The sequence below is a fragment of the Alcaligenes parafaecalis genome (genome assembly GCF_026344135.1).
GTDB classification, from domain to species: domain Bacteria; phylum Pseudomonadota; class Gammaproteobacteria; order Burkholderiales; family Burkholderiaceae_B; genus Alcaligenes; species Alcaligenes parafaecalis.
The window spans coordinates 254,646-273,322 of sequence record NZ_JAPKNA010000002.1 but is presented as its reverse complement, the minus strand read 5'-3'; the positions used below and the strand labels follow the sequence as shown (position 1 = coordinate 273,322).

Annotated in this window: 14 protein-coding genes and 1 tRNA gene; 11 read left to right on the top strand and 4 right to left on the bottom strand. The window is 57.8% G+C overall.

Going from position 1 to position 18,677, the window contains the following annotated elements; translation table 11 throughout:
* The first annotated feature begins 38 nt into the window (after positions 1–38).
* From fdnG to OSH09_RS08125, 7 genes are all read left to right on the top strand, one after another.
* Positions 39–3,113, top strand: a complete 3,075-nt coding sequence (gene fdnG, locus OSH09_RS08155) for a formate dehydrogenase-N subunit alpha (protein ID WP_266120688.1) — start codon at positions 39–41, stop codon at positions 3,111–3,113.
* A gap of 3 nt (positions 3,114–3,116) precedes the next feature.
* Positions 3,117–4,034, top strand: a complete 918-nt coding sequence (fdxH, locus tag OSH09_RS08150) for a formate dehydrogenase subunit beta (RefSeq protein WP_207872411.1) — start codon at positions 3,117–3,119, stop codon at positions 4,032–4,034.
* The gene (locus tag OSH09_RS08145; protein WP_207872412.1) at positions 4,027–4,680 is read left to right on the top strand and encodes a formate dehydrogenase subunit gamma; all 654 of its coding nucleotides are present in this window, start codon (positions 4,027–4,029) and stop codon (positions 4,678–4,680) included. Before fdxH ends, OSH09_RS08145 begins: the two co-directional genes overlap by 8 nt.
* A 77-nt stretch (positions 4,681–4,757) precedes the next feature.
* Entirely contained in the window at positions 4,758–5,684 is a 927-nt protein-coding gene (fdhE, locus tag OSH09_RS08140) for a formate dehydrogenase accessory protein FdhE (RefSeq protein WP_266120687.1), read from the top strand.
* Positions 5,685–5,771: 87 nt separating this feature from the next.
* The gene (selA, locus tag OSH09_RS08135) at positions 5,772–7,190 is read left to right on the top strand and encodes an L-seryl-tRNA(Sec) selenium transferase (RefSeq protein ID WP_266120955.1); all 1,419 of its coding nucleotides are present in this window, start codon (positions 5,772–5,774) and stop codon (positions 7,188–7,190) included.
* The gene (selB, locus tag OSH09_RS08130) at positions 7,187–9,106 is read left to right on the top strand and encodes a selenocysteine-specific translation elongation factor (RefSeq protein WP_266120686.1); all 1,920 of its coding nucleotides are present in this window, start codon (positions 7,187–7,189) and stop codon (positions 9,104–9,106) included. Before selA ends, selB begins: the two co-directional genes overlap by 4 nt.
* An 87-nt stretch (positions 9,107–9,193) precedes the next feature.
* Positions 9,194–9,289 (top strand) — tRNA-Sec (locus OSH09_RS08125).
* 57 nt (positions 9,290–9,346) lie between these two features.
* Here OSH09_RS08125 and OSH09_RS08120 read toward each other — a convergent pair.
* The 4 genes from OSH09_RS08120 to OSH09_RS08105 form a co-directional block, all read right to left on the bottom strand.
* Positions 9,347–9,946 (bottom strand): helix-turn-helix domain-containing protein, encoded by a 600-nt coding sequence (locus OSH09_RS08120; RefSeq protein WP_266120685.1) that lies wholly within the window; start codon positions 9,944–9,946, stop codon positions 9,347–9,349.
* A 67-nt stretch (positions 9,947–10,013) separates the two neighbouring features.
* On the bottom strand, positions 10,014–10,796 hold the full coding sequence (locus OSH09_RS08115; RefSeq protein ID WP_266120684.1) for an aldolase: 783 nt from the start codon (positions 10,794–10,796) through the stop codon (positions 10,014–10,016).
* A gap of 30 nt (positions 10,797–10,826) precedes the next feature.
* A complete protein-coding gene (locus OSH09_RS08110) occupies positions 10,827–11,438 on the bottom strand; it encodes a glutathione S-transferase family protein (RefSeq protein WP_266120683.1) in 612 nt (203 codons plus the stop codon).
* Positions 11,439–11,448: 10 nt separating this feature from the next.
* Positions 11,449–12,420 (bottom strand): Bug family tripartite tricarboxylate transporter substrate binding protein, encoded by a 972-nt coding sequence (locus OSH09_RS08105; protein ID WP_266120682.1) that lies wholly within the window; start codon positions 12,418–12,420, stop codon positions 11,449–11,451.
* A 359-nt stretch (positions 12,421–12,779) separates the two neighbouring features.
* Between OSH09_RS08105 and OSH09_RS08100 the strand changes: the two genes are divergently transcribed.
* The 4 genes from OSH09_RS08100 to mnmH all read left to right on the top strand — a co-directional run bounded on the left by OSH09_RS08100 (position 12,780) and on the right by mnmH (position 18,530).
* Positions 12,780–15,038 (top strand): FepA family TonB-dependent siderophore receptor, encoded by a 2,259-nt coding sequence (locus OSH09_RS08100; protein ID WP_266120681.1) that lies wholly within the window; start codon positions 12,780–12,782, stop codon positions 15,036–15,038.
* A 204-nt stretch (positions 15,039–15,242) separates the two neighbouring features.
* Positions 15,243–16,331, top strand: coding sequence for a hypothetical protein (locus OSH09_RS08095; protein ID WP_207872420.1), 1,089 nt, complete (start codon positions 15,243–15,245; stop codon positions 16,329–16,331).
* 70 nt (positions 16,332–16,401) lie between these two features.
* Positions 16,402–17,436: a selenide, water dikinase SelD gene (gene selD, locus OSH09_RS08090; protein WP_266120680.1), complete on the top strand. Its 1,035-nt coding sequence runs from the start codon at positions 16,402–16,404 to the stop codon at positions 17,434–17,436.
* On the top strand, positions 17,436–18,530 hold the full coding sequence (mnmH, locus tag OSH09_RS08085) for a tRNA 2-selenouridine(34) synthase MnmH (RefSeq protein ID WP_266120679.1): 1,095 nt from the start codon (positions 17,436–17,438) through the stop codon (positions 18,528–18,530). Before selD ends, mnmH begins: the two co-directional genes overlap by 1 nt.
* Positions 18,531–18,677 lie beyond the last annotated feature (147 nt).

Sequence of the window (18,677 nt, the reverse complement as noted above, 5' to 3'; positions counted from 1 at the left end):
ATTTCAAACACGAAAACACAATCCTATTGGAGAGCCGCATGGTGAACATGAATCGGCGTCAGTTCTTCAAAGTGACGGGGGCCTCGCTGGCCAGTTCCAGCATGGTTTTGTTGGGCGCTGCGCCCACCCCCGCCATGGCGGAAGTCAGGCAGTACAAACTGACCCGCATGACAGAGACGCGCAATACCTGTCCTTACTGTTCTGTAGCCTGTGGAGTGCTGCTGTACTCCCGTGGTGACGGTGCCATGAATGCCGAGCCCAGCGTGGTTCACATCGAAGGCGATGCCGACCACCCGGTCAATCGCGGCACACTCTGTCCCAAGGGCGCAGGCTTGGTGGATTTCATCAAGAGCCCCAACCGCCTCAAATATCCCGAATACCGCGCCGCTGGCTCGGACAAGTGGGAACGCATTTCCTGGGAAGACGCCTTCACGCGTATTTCCAAGCTGATGAAAGAAGACCGCGACGCCAACTTCCAGGCAACTGCCGAAGACGGCACCGTGGTGAACCGTTGGCTAACCACTGGCATGCTGGCGGCATCGGCCAGCAGTAACGAAGTGGGCTATATCACTCATAAAGTCGTCCGCAGTATGGGCGTCCTGGCGTTCGATAACCAAGCACGTGTCTGACACGGCCCGACGGTGGCAGGTCTTGCCCCGACGTTTGGCCGTGGAGCGATGACGAACCATTGGGTCGACATCAAGAACGCGGATATTGTGCTGATTATGGGCGGCAACGCAGCCGAGGCACACCCCTGTGGCTTCAAATGGGTGACCGAGGCCAAAGCACACAACAATGCAAAACTGATCGTTGTGGATCCACGCTTTACGCGTTCAGCATCCGTAGCGGACTTTTACGCGCCTATACGTACTGGTAGTGACATCACCTTCCTGGGTGGCGTCATCAAATACCTGCTGGATAACGACAAGATCCAGCACGAATACGTGCGCAACTACACCGATATGCCATTTATCGTGCGCGAAGACTTTGACTTCGAGCAGGGGCTGTATTCGGGCTACAACGAAGAAAAACGCAGCTACGACAAGTCCTCCTGGGACTACGAGCTGGGCGAGGACGGCTACGTCAAAACCGACCCCACCTTGCAACACCCACGCTCGGTCTACCAACTGCTGCGCAAGCACTACGAGCGCTACACGCCCGAGATGGTGGAACGCGTCTGTGGCACGCCCAAAGACAAGTTCCTGAAAGTCTGTGAAATGCTGGCCTCGACCGCTGAACCGGGTCGCGCGGGCACCATTCTGTATGCACTGGGCTGGACGCAACACAGTATTGGTTCGCAGATCATCCGTACCGGCGCTATGGTGCAGTTGCTGCTGGGCAATATCGGTATTGCCGGTGGTGGCATGAACGCACTGCGCGGACACTCCAATATTCAGGGTCTGACTGACCTGGGTTTGATGTCCAACCTGCTGCCCGGCTATCTGACTTTGCCCAACCAGGCCGAGAAGGAGTTTGACGGCTACATTGGCGCGCGTGCCCAACAGCCACTACGTCCCAACCAGCTCAGCTACTGGCGCAACTACAAGAAGTTCCACGTCAGCCTGATGAAAGCCTGGTTTGGCGATGCCGCCCAGGCCGACAACAACTGGGCCTTTGACTATCTGCCCAAGCTGGACAAGCTCTACGACATGCTGCAAGTGTTCGAGCTGATGGACGAAGGCAAGATGACGGGCTACATCTGTCAGGGCTTCAACCCCCTGGCGGCGGCACCCTACAAGGCCAAGCTGCTGCGCGGTTTCTCCAAGCTCAAGTACATGGTCATCATGGACCCGCTGGTCACGGAAACGTCAGAGTTCTGGAAGAACTATGGCGAACACAATGATGTCGATTCCGCATCCATCCAGACCGAAGTCTTCCGTCTGCCCACCACCTGTTTCGCCGAGGAAGAAGGCGCACTGGTGAACTCGGGCCGCTGGTTGCAATGGCACTGGAAGGCCGCCAACCCTCCGGGCGAGGCCAAGAGCGACATTGAGATCATGAGTACGCTATTCACGCGTATTCGCTCGCTGTACCAGAAAGAAGGCGGTGCCTTCCCTGATCCGATCCTGAACCTGTCCTGGCCGTACTCCAACCCGGATGATCCAACCGCCGCTGAACTGGCCAAGGAATACTCGGGCCGCGCACTGGTGGATCTGCATGATCCTAAAGATCCAACCAAGATCACGCGTAAAGCAGGCGAGCAGCTTGATGGCTTTGCCGAATTGCGCGACGACGGCACCACGCTAAGCGGTTGCTGGATCTATGCCGGTGCCTGGACGCAGCAAGGCAATATGATGGCTCGCCGCGACAATAGCGACCCAACCGGCATCGGCCAGACGCTGAACTGGGCCTGGGCCTGGCCAGCGAACCGACGTGTGCTCTATAACCGTGCATCCTGTGACCTGACCGGCAAACCCTTTGACCCACGCCGCAGCCTGGTTCACTGGGACGGCAAGCGCTGGGGTGGTGCGGATGTCCCTGACTACAAGGCCGATGAGAATCCGGCTGATGGCATGGGTCCGTTCATCATGAACCCTGAAGGGGTGGCCCGCTTCTTTGCCCGCAAAGGCATGGCAGAAGGTCCGTTCCCCGAGCACTACGAGCCCTTTGAAAGCCCGCTCAGCTACAACCCGCTCAGTCCTGACGAGCCACGTGCCATCACCAACCCGGCGGCGCGTATCTTCAAGGACGACCTGGCCGCCATGGGTACGGTAGACAAGTTCCCCTATGTGGGCACGACCTACCGCCTGACCGAGCACTTCCACTACTGGACCAAGCACGTGAAGCTGAACGCTATCGTGCAGCCGGAACAGTTTGTGGAAATTGGCGAGGAACTGGCCAAGGAAGTGGGAATTGTGCAAGGCGACCGCGTCAAGGTGTCCTCCAACCGTGGCTATATCAAGGCCGTGGCGGTGGTAACCAAGCGCATCAAGGCTCTGAACGTGGATGGCAAGGTCGTCCACCAAGTGGGTATCCCGCTGCACTGGGGATTTGTAGGTCTGGCACGACCTGGTTTCCTGATCAATGCACTGACACCGCCCGTGGGGGATGGCAACTCGCAAACGCCAGAGACCAAGGCCTTCCTGGTTCAACTTGAAAAGATTAAGGAGTAAGCCATGGCCTTGCAATCACTTGATATCAAACGGCGCTCCGCAACCACCACCCCCATGCCCAGCGTGCGCGAGCCCGTGGGCGGGGAAGTGGCCAAGCTGATCGACACCAGTAAGTGCATTGGCTGTAAGGCCTGTCAGGTCGCCTGCATGGAATGGAACGATACGCGCGACGAAATCGGCCACAACGTCGGGGTGTATGACAACCCGGCGGACCTGACCGACAAGTCCTGGACCATCATGCGTTTTGCGGAGTATGAAAACCCCGCTGGCGATCTGGAATGGCTGATTCGCAAAGACGGCTGTATGCACTGCGAGGACCCGGGCTGCTTGAAGGCCTGTCCCTCGCCGGGCGCTATCGTGCAGTACACCAACGGCATTGTGGATTTCCACGAGGAAAACTGCATTGGCTGCGGCTACTGCGTAACCGGCTGTCCTTTCGATGTGCCCCGCATTTCGGAAAAGGACAAGAAAGCCTACAAGTGCACCTTGTGTTCGGACCGTGTCGCGGTCGGACAGGAACCGGCCTGTGCCAAGACCTGTCCTACCGGCGCGATTGTGTTCGGTACGAAAGAAGACATGCAGCACCACGCTGCAGAGCGTATCGAAGACCTGAAATCGCGTGGCTTTGAGAACGCCGGTCTGTACGACCCGGCCGGAGTGGGCGGCACCCACGTCATGTACGTGCTGCACCACGCCGACAAGCCCGAGCTGTACAGCGATCTGCCCAAAGACCCGCAAATCAGCCCGATGGTCTCGCTCTGGAAGGGAGTGGCCAAACCACTGGGGGTTGCTGCCATGGCACTGACCGCCCTGATTGGTTTCTTCCACTACATCCGAACCGGCCCTAACGAGACTGACGAGGAAGACGAGCGCCGCGCCGACGAGGAAGCACGCAAGATCCAGGAGGCTCATCATGACTGATCACAACCGCAAGGGCATGATTCAGCGCTACACCACCAGTCAGCGCATTAATCACTGGATCATTGCCATGAGCTTTGTGCTGCTGGCGCTGTCCGGGCTGGCGCTGTTTCATCCGTCCATGTTCTGGCTGAGCAATCTGTTTGGCGGCGGCCCGTGGACACGCATTCTTCACCCGTTTATTGGCGTGGTGATGTTTGTGTGCTTTTTCCTGTTTGCAGCCCGCATGGTACGGCACAATATGTTCTCCAAGGGTGACGCGGCCTGGCTGCGTCACTTCAAGGACGTGCTTGATGCCAAGGACGAGCGTATCCCCGAAGTAGGCCGCTATAACGCCGGGCAAAAGATCCTGTTTTTTGCTTTGGTGATTTTCATGATCGGCCTGCTGGCAACCGGTGTGGTGATGTGGCGCGAATACTTTTCCGCCTTCTTCCCCATCTGGGCTATCCGCCTGGCCTCCGTGCTGCACGCGGTCTGCGCCCTGCTGATGATTTGCGCGATTATCGTGCACATCTACGCCGGTATCTGGGTAAAAGGTTCGGTCAAAGCCATGACCCGCGGTACGGTGACCCGTGCCTGGGCCTGGAAACACCACCGCGCCTGGTTCCGTGAAGAAATGGAAAAAGGCCCCAGCCGTCCCGCTGAGTAAGCTTGTATCTGGTTTATCAGCAACCCGGCTGCCATGCGCCATTTCGGGCATGGCAGCCTTGTTTTCAGGAGTCTGTCTTGCAACGCATCCTTCCGCGCGGCGAAATCGAAAGTCTGGACCACACCTCCATCCCCCGACTGCGCCTGCCAGTGCGAGCCAGCGTCTTTGCAGACCGGGCAGCGCGTCTGCGTCAATTGGCTGAGGGCAATCCCGTCGGCGCCTACCTGCTCTTGCTGGCGCATCTGGTGGACGGGCAACACAAGCAGCTCACTGCGCTTGCCCCCGCCGAACTGCCCGCTGATGTGCTGGAAACGGCACGACGACACGGCATGCCGCCCTTGCTGGCCTCGGGCTGGAAACGCGATCCGCAGTGGCTCAGCATCTTGAGCAACCTGCTCAATCACATGATCAATACCTCGGATGTGCCTGCCGCCGCCCAAGAGGTTTGCCAGGATCTGCTTAAAAAGGCCGAGTCCGACCCGCAAAAGCTGGAAGATCTGGCTGACGCCATTCTGGCCGAGCAATTGCCAGAGCAAGACGGTGCTGCGGCACCCTTTGTCATGGCCGCCTTGCAGGTGTACTGGACACATCTGGCCTGCTCGCTGACCGAAGGCCAACTATCGGTGACCAGTCCCTTTGGCGTATGCCCATCCTGCGGCAGCCTGCCCGTATCCAGCGTGGTGCGGGTCGGTGGTCGTGAAGATGGTTGCCGCTACATGTGCTGCCCACGCTGCAGCGTGGAATGGCATCTGGTGCGTGTCACCTGCTCGCACTGCGAAAGCACAAAAAGCGTGGCTTATCACGCCATTGAAGATGGCCCGGAAGGGATCAAGGCCGAGTCCTGCGACAACTGCCATACCTACCGCAAAATCTTCTATCAGGAAAAGCAGTTGGGCCTTGACCCCGTTGCGGATGATCTGGCCAGTCTGGCTCTGGACGTTCTGATGGGCGAAGAAGGCTATTCCCGCGCCAGCGGTAATCCGCTTCTTTGGCATCAGTCTTAAGCTAAGATTCCCCTACGCCTTGCTGCTTCACGCGCAAGGCGTAGCTGACGGACCCTGCCCATAGACTCAAATGCCTGCCTTTGAATGATGAGCCCAACTCCCGATCTCTCCCCCGCCCATATCCCTTCCCTGGACCGCCTGCTGCACTCGCCAGAGTTCGAGCCCTTGCTGAAGCAATTCGGCCACACACGCCTCAGCCAGCGCACTCGCACCCATTTGCAGACACTGCGCGATGCCGTTCTGAAGGGAACACTCAGCCCTCAGGATCTAGAGTCAGCCCAGCTCGCCAAAGCCCTGCACGCACAGCTACAAGAAGACTCCCGGCTACAGCTACGCCCGGTCTTCAATCTGACAGGCACGGTTCTACACACCAATCTGGGGCGTGCGCTGCTGCCCGATGAGGCTATACAAGCCGTCGTCCAGGCCATGCGCTCGCCCGCCAATCTGGAATTTGATCTGGAAACCGGTGGCCGAGGCGACCGGGATGACCTGATCAACCCCTTGCTTTGCGAACTGACCGGTGCTGAAGCCGCCACGGTGGTCAACAATAACGCCGCCGCCGTGCTGCTGATGCTCAGCACCCTAAGCCCCCGGCGTGAAACCGTAGTGTCGCGCGGCGAGCTGGTTGAAATTGGCGGTGCCTTTCGTATCCCCGACATTATGAAACGTGCGGGTGCTCGCCTGCATGAAGTAGGCACCACCAACCGTACCCATGCGGCTGACTACGAAAATGCCATCAACGAGCGCACAGCCATGTTGATGAAAGTGCATTGCAGCAACTACGCCGTCAAAGGTTTCACCAAAAGCGTTTCAGTCGAAGAAGTTGCACAGATCGCCAGGAAACACGGCCTGCCAACCAGTGTGGATCTGGGCAGCGGCACCTTGGTGGACCTGAGCCAGTGGGGCCTGCCGCCCGAACCCACTGTGCGCGAGACCATCGAAGCCGGTGCCGATATCGTGACCTTCAGCGGCGACAAGCTGCTGGGTGGCCCGCAGGCCGGTCTGATCGTAGGTCGTGCAGACCTGATCGCCAAGATCAAGAAAAACCCGCTCAAACGCGCTCTGCGCGTGGGCAAAATCACCCTGGCCTCGCTGGAACCTGTGCTGGCCCTGTACCGTTCCCCCGAGCGCCTGCCCGAACACCTGACAACACTGCGCCTGCTGACCCGTCCATCAACGGAAATGCGCGCCCAGGCGCTACGTCTGGCTCCCCTCCTGCAAAAATGGGTAGGGACTTTATTTACCGTCGAGCCCACCGCCATGCTCAGTCAGATCGGCAGCGGTGCCTTGCCTGAAGACGTGTTGCCCAGCTTCGGGCTGCGCTTTACCTATACAGGCACAGGCCGTCCGGGCCGCCATCTGACTCAACTGGAAAAACGCCTGCGTACCCTGCCCCAGCCCGTTATCGGGCGCATTGCGCAAGATGCCTTCTGGCTGGACCTGCGCTGCCTGGAACAGCCCTTTGAGGCTGCCTTCAGCGCACAACTGATTCCCGAGCAAGCATGATTGTTGGTACTGCAGGCCATATCGACCACGGCAAAACCACGTTGATCCGCGCCTTGACCGGCGTGGATACCGACCGTCTGGAAGAAGAAAAAAAGCGCGGCATTTCCATCCAGCTCGGCTATGCCTATACGCCTTTGCCGGACGGGCAGATTCTGGGATTTATCGATGTGCCCGGCCACGAGCGTCTGGTTCACACCATGGTGGCAGGCGCGACCGGTATCGATTTTGGCCTGCTGATTGTTGCGGCGGATGATGGCGTCATGCCTCAAACCCGCGAGCATCTGGCCGTCTTGCAATTGCTGGGTTTGCAGACCGGCGCCATCGTCCTGAGCAAGGCGGATCGCGCCGATGCCGCACGCATTGAAGCCGTTAAAGCCGAACTGCAAGCGCTTGTCCACGGAACCTTTCTGGACGGCGCACCTGTCTTTGTTGTCGATGCCCTGTCCGATGACAAACCCGGCCTGGAAGACTTGCGCCAGCATTTGCACACGCAGGCCATGCAATCCGCCAAACAGGATGGTCAAGGCTATTTCCGCCTGGCTATCGATCGCGTATTTACCTTGCAAGGTCATGGCACTGTCGTCACCGGCACGGTGCACGAAGGTGTTCTGGATCTGGATGGCCCCACTATCGATCTGCGCCTGATGCCACGCGGTACACCCGTGCGGGTGCGCAGTATTCACGCCCAGAATCAGGCTTCTCGCCAAGCCCTTGCGGGCCAGCGTTGTGCGCTGAACCTGGGTGGGATTGATGTGCAGGATATTGAGCGTGGAGACTGGCTGGCCGACGCCCGCTGCTTTATCCCCACCACGCGTATCGATGTAGAACTGAGCCTGCTGGACAAAGACATCCCCGCCTTGCGTACCTGGTCGCCTTGGCATGTACACATGGGGGCTGCCCATCTAACCGCTCACGCCGTACCTTTGGATGGCGAGTCTTTACAGCCGGGCCAGACTGGCAAAGTCCAACTGGTCTTTGATCGCCCCATCTGCGCCATGACCGGCGAGCGCTTCATTTTGCGCAACGCTCAGGCCAGCGAAACCGTGGGTGGTGGCATCGTCCTGGACCCGAATGCACCCGATCGCAAACGCCGCTCCGCCACCCGTCTGGCTTGGCTGGACGCCTTGGCGCAGTGGACTCGCGGTGGCCCACTGGAAAACCTGCTGGCTCAAGCCCCCTACGGTTTGGACGAAGAAACCCTGCTGCGCCTGTCCGGTGGGGCTAAACATCGCCTGACAGCCCCGGCCCATGCTCGCTGGCACACAGGCTCACGTCCACAAAGTCAGCCTATCCTGCTCAGCGATGCGCGCCTGGAAGCACTGTGCCAGCACATAGAAAGCGTGATGCTGCAGTTTCACGAGCGCAATTCAGACGAGCCGGGCTTGTCCATCAGCCGTTTGCGACGCATGGCTGCGCCCACTATGCCCGACGCAATCTGGCAGTTACTGACCGAACATCTGCTGGCAGAGCACCGTTTAGCCCGTCAGGGAGCCTGGCTGCATACGCCCGGACACCGCGTCACTCTGAGCCCTGAGGACCAGGCCCTGGCCGCTGCTCTACTCCCTTTACTGGAGGCAGGCCGCTTCGACCCGCCCTGGACACGCGATCTGGCCAAAGAAACCGAATCCCCGGAAGACCAGACCCGCGCAGTGCTACGCCGTCTGGTACGCCAGGGCGAGCTGTTTCAAGTCGTGCATGACTTGTTCTATCACCGTCACCAAATGGCTATCCTGGCCAACATCGTCAGCGAGCTGCACACCGGCCAGGGCGTCAGTGCTGCACAGTTCCGAGACGCAACAGGATTAGGCCGCAAAAGGGCCATTCAGATTCTGGAGTTTTTTGATCGCATGGGCTACACCCGGCGGGTACGTGATCGCCATGTTTTACGCGGCGAAGCCTGGGCTGCAGCAGAATGAAGCAAGGGTGCGATGCTGGCCCAAAAGCGGGCAGCGCCCTGATCGTTGAAGCGTAATCGGCCCTAACGTATGATAGGGCCTCTTGAGGGAAAGCATCCGTGCCCGGTGGCACGGCCGGGCTTCAAACCCGGTTGGGGGCGTCAGACGTTCCCAGGTAGGTTCGACTCCTGCTGCTTTCCGCCACTTTGCTGATAGAGCATTCTTCATCCCCACCACATGCTAGGGACACCTGTCCATTGACTACGCCGGCGTATCGGACGTTGGACGCCCTGCTGTTGGCCCCGAGTCAGAGCACGTCACCGCCAGTACCTGCGCCTGTTGATCCCCCAAGCTAAGCACGCTGTGGGGTAGCTCCGAATCAAAATATACGGAGTCACCCGTCTCCAAGGTCATGCTGTGCTCTGCAATAGTGACTTGCACTTGCCCGTGGATCACAAACAAAAACTCTTCTCCCCCATGCGGAAACGTTGGCGCTGGCTGCTGTTGCTCGTGTGGAGGGTAGATTACAAAGGGGTCCATCAAACGAAAGCGCCGCCGTCCGGCCATGCTTTCGTAACGGTAGGCGCTATGACCTGCCACACTGGGCAAGGGCATACGTTCGTGTCTACGCACGACACACACACTTTCGTCTTGACCCAGATCCCCCTCTCCAATCAACTGCGACACCCCCATGCCATAAGCCTGGGCCAGCTTGACCACGGTAGAGATGGACGGCGCACTGACTGCCCGCTCCAGCTTGGACAGATAACTTTTAGTCAGACCGGTGCGCTGGGCCAACTGCTCCAGCGACAAGCCATGTTGGCGACGCAGGGCGCGCAAGCGAAAGGGAAGATGGGTCATGGGTTAAACAAGTGGTGTAGCGCCCGAGGTCAGCCTCGGAGCGCATATAAAAAAGCAGCCTCTTATTCTACTCAAAAACATCCGTATGGCGTTTCAGCGCTTTGCGGGCATAGTATTCAAAGCCGATCTGGGAGCGACGCGGCCTCAGAATCCAATCATGTGCCTCCCGGCCCAGTTCCGGCGCAATAGGCTTGATCGTTCCGGCTGACATCGCCAACAATTGCATGCGCGCTGTGCGCTCAAATTGCAAAGCCAATACGCAGGCTTCTTCTACTGAGGCCGCCGCCACCAACATTCCATGGTGCGACAAAAGAATAGCGCGCTTGTCACCCAAGGCCTCGGCAATGATCTGCCCCTCTTCATTGCCCACAGGGACACCTGGCCAATCCTTCAAGAACGCGCAGTCCTCATACAAGGGGCAGTTGTCCATATGAGATACGATCAAGGGCACCTCCAGCATGGACAGGGCGGCCACGTGCAAGGGATGTGTATGAATGATGCAGTTCACATCCGGCCGGGCACGATACACCCAGGAGTGAAAACGGTTTGCTGGATTAGGCATCCCATATCCCTTCAAAACCGTTAAGTCTTCGTCTACCAGCAAGACGTTGGTCGACGTAATTTCATCAAACCCAAGCCCCAGCTGCTGCGTAAAATACGTGCCCTCCTGTTCGCCGCGTGCTGTGATCTGGCCAGCCAAACCAGAGTCATGGCCGCCATCAAAAAGAATACGGCAAGTCAGTGCGAGCTTCTCGGGAACACTGCGCTCAGGGATTTCGAAGAGGGCCTGCATCTGGCTTTGCGCCTGTTCAATCAGCACGGACTTGGACAAGCTCATGGTGTCACTCATAACAACTCCTTTTGTAAATTAATATCCTGCTCACAACAGCGGGACATAGCCCGCCAGGGCCTGCATACGCTCGAGCCAATGTCGTACCGATGGATAGGGGTGCAGGTCGTACCCGCCCTGCTCTGCCATGCAGGTATAGGGAAACAAGGCCACATCGATGATGCTGGGCCTGCCCCCAACGAAATAGCGATGCAACTGCAAGTGCACCTCCATCTGAGCCAGAGCTTTATCGCCCTGTTCGCGCCACGCCAGCACCGCAGGATCATCCACCGTCATCGTCCCCCGCAACGCCACCCACAGTCTGGGCTGTGCAAGGTTGGTCATATGCTGAGTCTGCTCAAAAGACAGCCACTGCAGCACCTGCGCCTGCGCAAGCGGGTCCGCGGGCAGAAAGTCTGTGCCCTGCGCCAGGTACCACAAAATAGCGGCCGACTCTGCCAGCCAGGGCCCTTCCCGGGTTCGCAGTACCGGAACCTGTCCCCAGGGGTTGATTTGCCGGAACACCTCGGTATCCAGATCCCCCTCCACAATAGACAGGCTGCGCCGCTGTAGCGCTATACCCAAATAACCGCACAACAGTCGTACCTTCCAGCCATTGCCGGTATGCACCGTGTCGATAAGCTCCAGAGCGGCGTGGTTCATTGTCTTTACCTCACTCAAGACTGATTTCTGCGGTCTGAACAATACGCTGCCACTTGCTGCGCTCAGCCGCGATGAAGGTTTGATATTCATCTTGGGTGCCGGTGTAAACCTGGCTGCCCTGCTGCTCCAGATGGCTTTTGAACTCCGGGTTGACCAGTGTCTTTTGCAATGCCGTCTCCAATACCGCAATCACCTCCTGTGGAGTGCCCGGCGGGGCCAACAACACGTTCCAGGAACTGATGCGCAGTTCAGCAGCCCCCAGCTCTGCGCTGGAAGGCACATCGGGAGCGGCTGGGGAGCGTTGGTTATCAGCCAGAACCAGGGCCTGAAGCTTGCCCGCCTTCACCTGCGGCATGATCACGGGAATGGCATCCATCACCATGTCGGCATGACGACCCACAACGGCACTGACCGCTTCCCCTCCACTCTTGAAAGGGATATGTCGCACATCAAGTTTCTCGGTCAACTTGAAAAGCTCTACCCCCAAGTGCGGAGCACTCCCTATCCCCGCCGATCCGAAGTTAAGGAGCCCTGGCTCCTGACGGGCATGGGCAACCAGTTGGGCATAGTTCTCCGTACCCAAATCCGAACGAACCGCCAAAACATACGGAGACCCCGTCACCATGCCGATGGGCACAAAGGCCTGCGGGTCGTAGTTGATTTTGGAAAGAATCAAAGGGTTGACCACCTGTGTGCCTACTGTCCCCATGAACACGGTGTAACCGTCCGCTTTCGCATTTTGTGCAGCCTGAGCGGCAACCATGCCTCCGGCTCCTGCCTTGTTTTCAACAATGACAGTCTGGCCCAACTCCTTGCCCAATTGTTGGGCAAGGAGGCGTGCTACCAGATCGGTAATCCCCCCTGCACCAAAGGGCACGATCAAACGTACTGGCTGTGCCGGGAACGTTGTTGCTTGTACCGGACCCGCCATCATCGTCAAGGCCGCCCACCCGGCCATCATCAAACCAAGCGTCTTTTTCACTGGATGTCTCCTGAACTTTTTAAGTTTGAATTGTTCAGGACACATTCTCATCAAAAATGACCCATCGTGTCAAATAGAACAAAAATGTCCTTGATGATTTTTTTAACGTATTAAAAAAATTAAACAAAAACATGAGTTCGCAATACTCAGAATGCTTTCCAAGAACTAAGTCTGTCTAAAAAGCTACCAAAATATCCTTTCAGACAATTCGTGTCTGGTGCGCTTATTAATACCCCTCTTTTCTGTGCGTGTTTCATACACCACAAAACCGTCAGGTTTCTCGACAGCCGTCACATTTTTAAACACAATTCGTAGCGCGAACAATTCTCATTCTGTTTATCGTTTACTAGGAAAGTGTTATGAATTTATCGGCGCCTCCGGCCCGCCGCCCGATCTTTGCATTGGGCTTGCTCGCCACGGCTTTGGCAGCCAGTTTCAGCGCTAACGCGCAAACCTCCAGCGTCCGGGGTGGGGTGACCTCGCTGGAAGAAATTCGTGTACTGCCTTCGGCGGAAGAAGCTGTCAAACAGGCACCCGGCGTGTCCACCATTACCGCCAACGATATTGAAAAACGTCCTCCCGCCAACGACCTGTCCGAACTGATCCGCACCATGCCCGGTGTGAACCTGACAGGTAACAGCCCCTCGGGCTCGTACGGTAATAGCCGTCAGATCGACTTGCGCGGCATGGGCCCGGAAAACACCCTGATTCTGATTGACGGCAAACCCGTCAGCTCACGTGACTCCATCCGCATGGGTCGTGACGGTGAGCGCAATACCCGTGGCGACAGCAACTGGGTGCCCGTCAACGCCATCGAACGCATTGAAGTATTGCGTGGACCAGCCGCTTCCCGCTACGGTTCTGGCGCGGCCGGTGGTGTTGTGAACATCATTACCAAAGCCCCTACCGACACCTTCTCCGGCTCGGTGACGGCCTACGGTTTAATTCCTGAAGACAGCAACTACGGCTCCACACGTCGTACCGGCTTTAACCTGTCCGGCCCTATTGCAGACAAGCTGTCCTTCCGCGTCTACGGCAATATCGCCAAAACAGATGCCGACAAACCTGCGCTGAACGCAAAGTCATCCGGCATTGACGTCAGCGACAAAAATGTTCCGCCCGCGGGGCGTGAAGGTGTTCGCAACAAGGACATCAACGGTTTGGTACGTCTGGACATCAACCGCGACCACCGCCTGGAGCTGGAAGGCTCGTTCAGCCGTCAGGGCAATATTTTTGCCGGTGAACGCCTGTTCTCCAACGCCAATGCCACCATTGCCTCGCTGGCAGATGACGGCGCCGAAACCAACATCATGTACCGCCGCGCTGGCTCGCTAAGCCACTATGGCGACTATGGCCAGGGCCGCCGTTCGCGCCTGACCTTTGCCTACGAAGGCACCACCAACTCCCGCCTGAATGAAGGCATGGCAGGTGCTGGCGAAGGCAGCATCTCCAACCCCGGTGCAGGTTCTGTTTCCGAGCTGCGTTCGCTGAATATCTCGGGTGAATACAACACACCGCTCCAGATCGCCAACAAACACGTGCTGATGACCGTGGGCTTTGAGCACCGAGATCAAAGCCTGGACGATGATTACGCCACACGCTCTGGCCAGACCATCAACAAGAACACCGACTCCAAGAGCAAAGCAAAAACCACGGCTGCTTATGTAGAAGGCAATATCGAGTTGACCGAGGCCCTGACCATCACCCCCGGTGTGCGTTTTGACCACCACAGCAAATTCGGTGATAACTGGAGCCCCAGCCTGAACGCCTCCTACTTCATCACTGAAAACATCACTTTGAAAGGCGGTATTGCCCGCGCCTTCAAAGCCCCTAACCTGTATCAGTCCAACCCCAACTACCTGTACCAGACCCGCGGCAACGGTTGCCCCTACGACCCCGTAACCGGTCAACGTGTCAGCGGTCCTTGCTACATCTTCGGTAATGATGATCTGTCCCCCGAGCGCAGCATCAACAAGGAAATCGGTCTGGCCTACGACAATGCAGGCTGGGCTGCTGGCATGACCTACTTCCAGAACGACTACAGCAACAAGATTGTGGCCGATATGGGCGACCAGACCATTCCTGACGCCATCTACATTGGCGGTTCGCTGGTGCGTCCGTTCCAGTGGGTCAACTCCGGCAAAGCTGTTATTCGCGGCCTGGAAGGTAACCTGACTATCCCGATTCTGGGCGAGAACGGTGACACTCTGAGCCTGAGCAACAACCTGACTTACATGATTACCAACAAGTCCAAGGAAACGAATCAGCCTCTGACCGTGATCCCACGCTACACCCTGAACAGCACACTGGATTGGCGCGTAAACGACAAGCTGTCCATGCTGGCTACTGCCACGCTGTATGGCAAACAAAAGCCACGCTCGCACAACCTGTCCAATAACTCGGAAGTGAAAGGCGATGGGCTGCGTGAGCGTGGTTCGTACGCCATCTTCGGTCTGAGTGGCGCTTACCAGATCACCAAATCCACCAACGTGCGTCTGGGTGTGAACAACCTGTTCGACAAGCGCCTGTACCGCGAAGACTCGGGTAGCGGCCAGGGTGCCAACACCTACAACGAACCAGGCCGCCAGTACTACGCAACGCTGACTGCCAGCTTCTAAAACCTGATGCTTTGCTCCGGACTCCAGCAGGCGTCCGGATAATGGATCGTTTTACCAGCCCCTGCCTGCCCCCTCTGGAGCAGCAGGGGCATTCCATCTTGCCTCAACCCAAGAGAGCCCTCCCCAGCCCCACGGCAACAGCGCTAGACTAAAGCCTGCCAGCCATCCAACCGGCTGTAGAGTCACCACATTCGGGAGCTGATCTTGTTGTCCACCGAGCCTGACCTCGCTATCTACGCAGGCCCACGCGCCTACCGCCATATTCAAAGCCATGGTCTTCATGCCAAAGATATAGGCACCCTGATCGGCAGTGCAGGCGGACCCAAGGCTTTGGCGCTGACCGGACTGGATCAATATCTGTTCGCGGACTGGCTAAATAGACATGGCGAGCCCCTGTGGTTGTTTGGCAGTTCCATTGCTTCCTGGCGCTTTGCATGTGCGGCACAGAACGATCCCTACAAAGCCTTTGCGGACTTTGCGCAGCTCTACATTCATAGCCCCTTCCTGCCCAAATCCACGGTGGCGGACATTACACGCTCGACTCAGGCCATGCTCAAGACGCTGCTGGGCGACTCCGACACACAGGCCGCCATCCTGAATCACCCTCGCTATCGTTTTGCGATTACCGTGGCACGTAGCAAAGGCTGGGCGGGCTCCCGCAATCAGCGCCAATTAAGTGCCGCCTTGTTAAGCTGCATGGTCGGCAACTATCTGCACCCTGCGATCCCGCACTGGTTCTTCGAGCGGGTCATCGTGCACGACACACGCAGCCCTTTACCCATTCACGGCAAACACCAGAGTCAGGCCCGGTACGCTGCGCTGGACCACGACAATCTGTTTGAAACCCTGGCTGCCAGCACCGCCATTCCATTAGTCATTGACGGCGTTGATGCAGCCCACAACTGGCCTGCCGGGCTGTACCGTGACGGAGGCCTGGTGGACTACAACTTCTGCGCTCTGGATCTGGACAGTCCAGGCCTGACGCTATTTCCCCATTTCACCCAAAAAATCAGCGCTAGCTGGTTCGACAAATACCTGCCCCGTTGGCAAAAGGCCCGCCGCCCCCACAACCTGGACAATCTGATTCTGCTTTGCCCGACCCCTACCTTCTACGAGCGTCTAAAAGACCGCAAAATCCCTGATCGCTCCGACTACAAGCGCCTATCAGACACAGAGCGTCGTCAGGCCTGGCAGAACTCGGTAGATCAAAGCCAGCGGCTGGGCGAGCAATTCGCGCAATGGGTGGCGGCGGATCAGTTTGCGCAAGTCGTGCGCCCACTGCCCTTCCCTTAAGTAAAAGCCTGCTGGGACAAAAAGCAATTTAGTATCATTTCAACTTCAACCTATTTCGCGGTGCGTGCTCATGGATACTCCCATTCGTCTGACCCAATACAGTCATGGAGCCGGTTGCGGCTGCAAGATTTCCCCCAAGGTACTGGACATTATCCTGGCGGGCAGCGGTGCCCAGAATCTGGACCCGAACCTGTGGGTCGGCAATACCTCGCGTGACGATGCGGCTGTCTACGGCATTGATGAAGAACGTGGCGTAGTCTCGACCACAGACTTTTTCATGCCCATCGTGGACGACCCCTACGACTTTGGACGCATTGCCGCGACCAACGCCATCAGCGATATCTACGCCATGGGCGGCAAGCCCATCATGGCGATTGCGATTTTGGGTTGGCCTATCAATGTGCTCTCCCCCGAAGTCGCCCGCGAAGTGGTGCGTGGTGGGCGTGCGGCCTGCGATGCAGCCGGTATTACATTGGCAGGCGGCCATTCTATTGATGCGCCCGAACCTATTTTTGGCCTGGCCGTCACTGGCATGGTCAATAAAGGCCAGTTAAAACGCAACGACACCGCGACCGAGGGTTGCCAGCTCTATCTGACCAAGCCTTTGGGCATAGGCGTGCTGACGACGGCAGAGAAAAAAGCCAAGCTGCGCCCGGAAGATCAAAACCTGGCACGCGACTGGATGTGTACCTTGAACACCCCCGGCAGCCGCTTTGCACAACTATCCGGCGTCAAAGCCATGACGGATGTGACCGGCTTTGGTCTGCTGGGCCACTTGATCGAAATGGCCGATGGCAGCGGCCTGACGGCTCGCCTGAATCTGGACCGCGTCCCCCTGCTGCCCGGCATCGAATACTACTTGGAACAGGGCTGCGTGCCCGGTGGCACACAACGTAACTTTGACAGCTACGGCCACCGCATCGCTCCCATCAGCCAGGAACAAATCAATATCCTGTGCGACCCACAAACCAGCGGTGGTTTGCTGGTGGCGGTTGAACCTTCTGCCACGGCCGAGTTCCTGTCCACCGCTGCCGAGCTGGGCCTGAAGCTGGAAGCCATCGGGGAATTTATCCCCGCCAAAACCCACGCCGTCGAAATCGCTTGATGCGCCCTGATACCCACCATTACCGCGAGCTGTTCCTGAACGATGTGCCTTTGATGGACGCTCGCGCTCCCATCGAATTCAGTAAAGGGGCCTTTCCTGGTGCCTTGAACCTGCCACTGATGAACGATGAAGAGCGGCATCAGGTGGGTATCTGCTACAAGCAGCACGGTCAGGACGCTGCCATTGCACTAGGCAACAAACTGGTCAGCGGCCAGATCAAGGCAGAGCGCCTGCAAGCCTGGGCACAATTTACACAAGCACACCCCGACGGCTATCTGTATTGTTTTCGAGGCGGCCTGCGCTCCCAGATCACACAAACCTGGCTGCGCGAAGAGGCAGGCATTCACTATCCTCGTGTGGTGGGCGGCTATAAAGCCATGCGCGGCTTTTTATTGAACAATCTGGAGCAGACTGTCAGCAGCGCCCGCTTTCAGGTTCTGGGCGGCATGACAGGCACGGGCAAAACCGATGTGTTGCAGCAACTGGAGCACAGCCTGGATCTGGAGGGCTACGCTCATCATCGTGGTTCCAGTTTTGGCAAACATGCCACCGAGCAGCCCAGCCAGATCGACTTCGAGCATCGTCTGTCCGTCACCCTGCTCAAAAAATCTGCACAAGGCCATCAAAGCTTTGTGCTGGAAGATGAAAGCCAGACCATAGGCCGTTGCAGCTTGCCGCTAGGCCTGTATCGAGGGATGCAGCAATGGCCCATCATCTGGCTGGAGGACAGCCTGGAAAACCGCATTACGCGCATCGTGCGCGACTACGTCCAGAATCTGCACGCTGAATTCACAGCACAGCACGGCCCGCAAACCGGCTTTGTCCTCTTTGCAGAACAGCTACGTCAAAGCCTGAGTCGCATCACCAAGCGATTGGGCCATCAACGCTACCAGCATTTGTCAGCCATCATGGACGAGGCCTTGCAGGAGCAAGAACGCAGTGGTGCGCTGGACGGGCACCGCGACTGGATTGGGGGGCTGCTGACGCAATACTACGACCCCATGTACAGCTATCAGCGCGAACAAAAAGCAGAGCGAGTCGTCTTCCAAGGCGATGCCGATGCGGTGCTGAAATATTTACAGCAACATCACTAATCATCCCTTCGCAGGGCACCGCCCGCCATCCAAGCCAGTCCGCACTGTCGTGAACAGGGTTGTGACACGCTGACACACGCCCGCGCGCACCCTTGTCAGAATCTGTCCTTGCTCTGACACAAAGAGTAAACAAAGGGTAACCCCTAC

Bases quoted from the DNA above. Each gene is read 5' to 3' on its own strand.
- fdxH (WP_207872411.1), top strand. From the start codon at position 3,117: ATGGCCTTGCAATCACTTGATATCAAACGGCGCTCCGCAACCACCACC.
- OSH09_RS08145 (WP_207872412.1), top strand. From the start codon at position 4,027: ATGACTGATCACAACCGCAAGGGCATGATTCAGCGCTACACCACCAGT.
- selA (WP_266120955.1), top strand. From the start codon at position 5,772: ATGAGCCCAACTCCCGATCTCTCCCCCGCCCATATCCCTTCCCTGGAC.
- selB (WP_266120686.1), top strand. From the start codon at position 7,187: ATGATTGTTGGTACTGCAGGCCATATCGACCACGGCAAAACCACGTTG.
- OSH09_RS08120 (WP_266120685.1), bottom strand. From the start codon at position 9,946: ATGACCCATCTTCCCTTTCGCTTGCGCGCCCTGCGTCGCCAACATGGC.
- OSH09_RS08115 (WP_266120684.1), bottom strand. From the start codon at position 10,796: ATGAGTGACACCATGAGCTTGTCCAAGTCCGTGCTGATTGAACAGGCG.
- OSH09_RS08110 (WP_266120683.1), bottom strand. From the start codon at position 11,438: ATGAACCACGCCGCTCTGGAGCTTATCGACACGGTGCATACCGGCAAT.
- OSH09_RS08100 (WP_266120681.1), top strand. From the start codon at position 12,780: ATGAATTTATCGGCGCCTCCGGCCCGCCGCCCGATCTTTGCATTGGGC.
- selD (WP_266120680.1), top strand. From the start codon at position 16,402: ATGGATACTCCCATTCGTCTGACCCAATACAGTCATGGAGCCGGTTGC.
- mnmH (WP_266120679.1), top strand. From the start codon at position 17,436: ATGCGCCCTGATACCCACCATTACCGCGAGCTGTTCCTGAACGATGTG.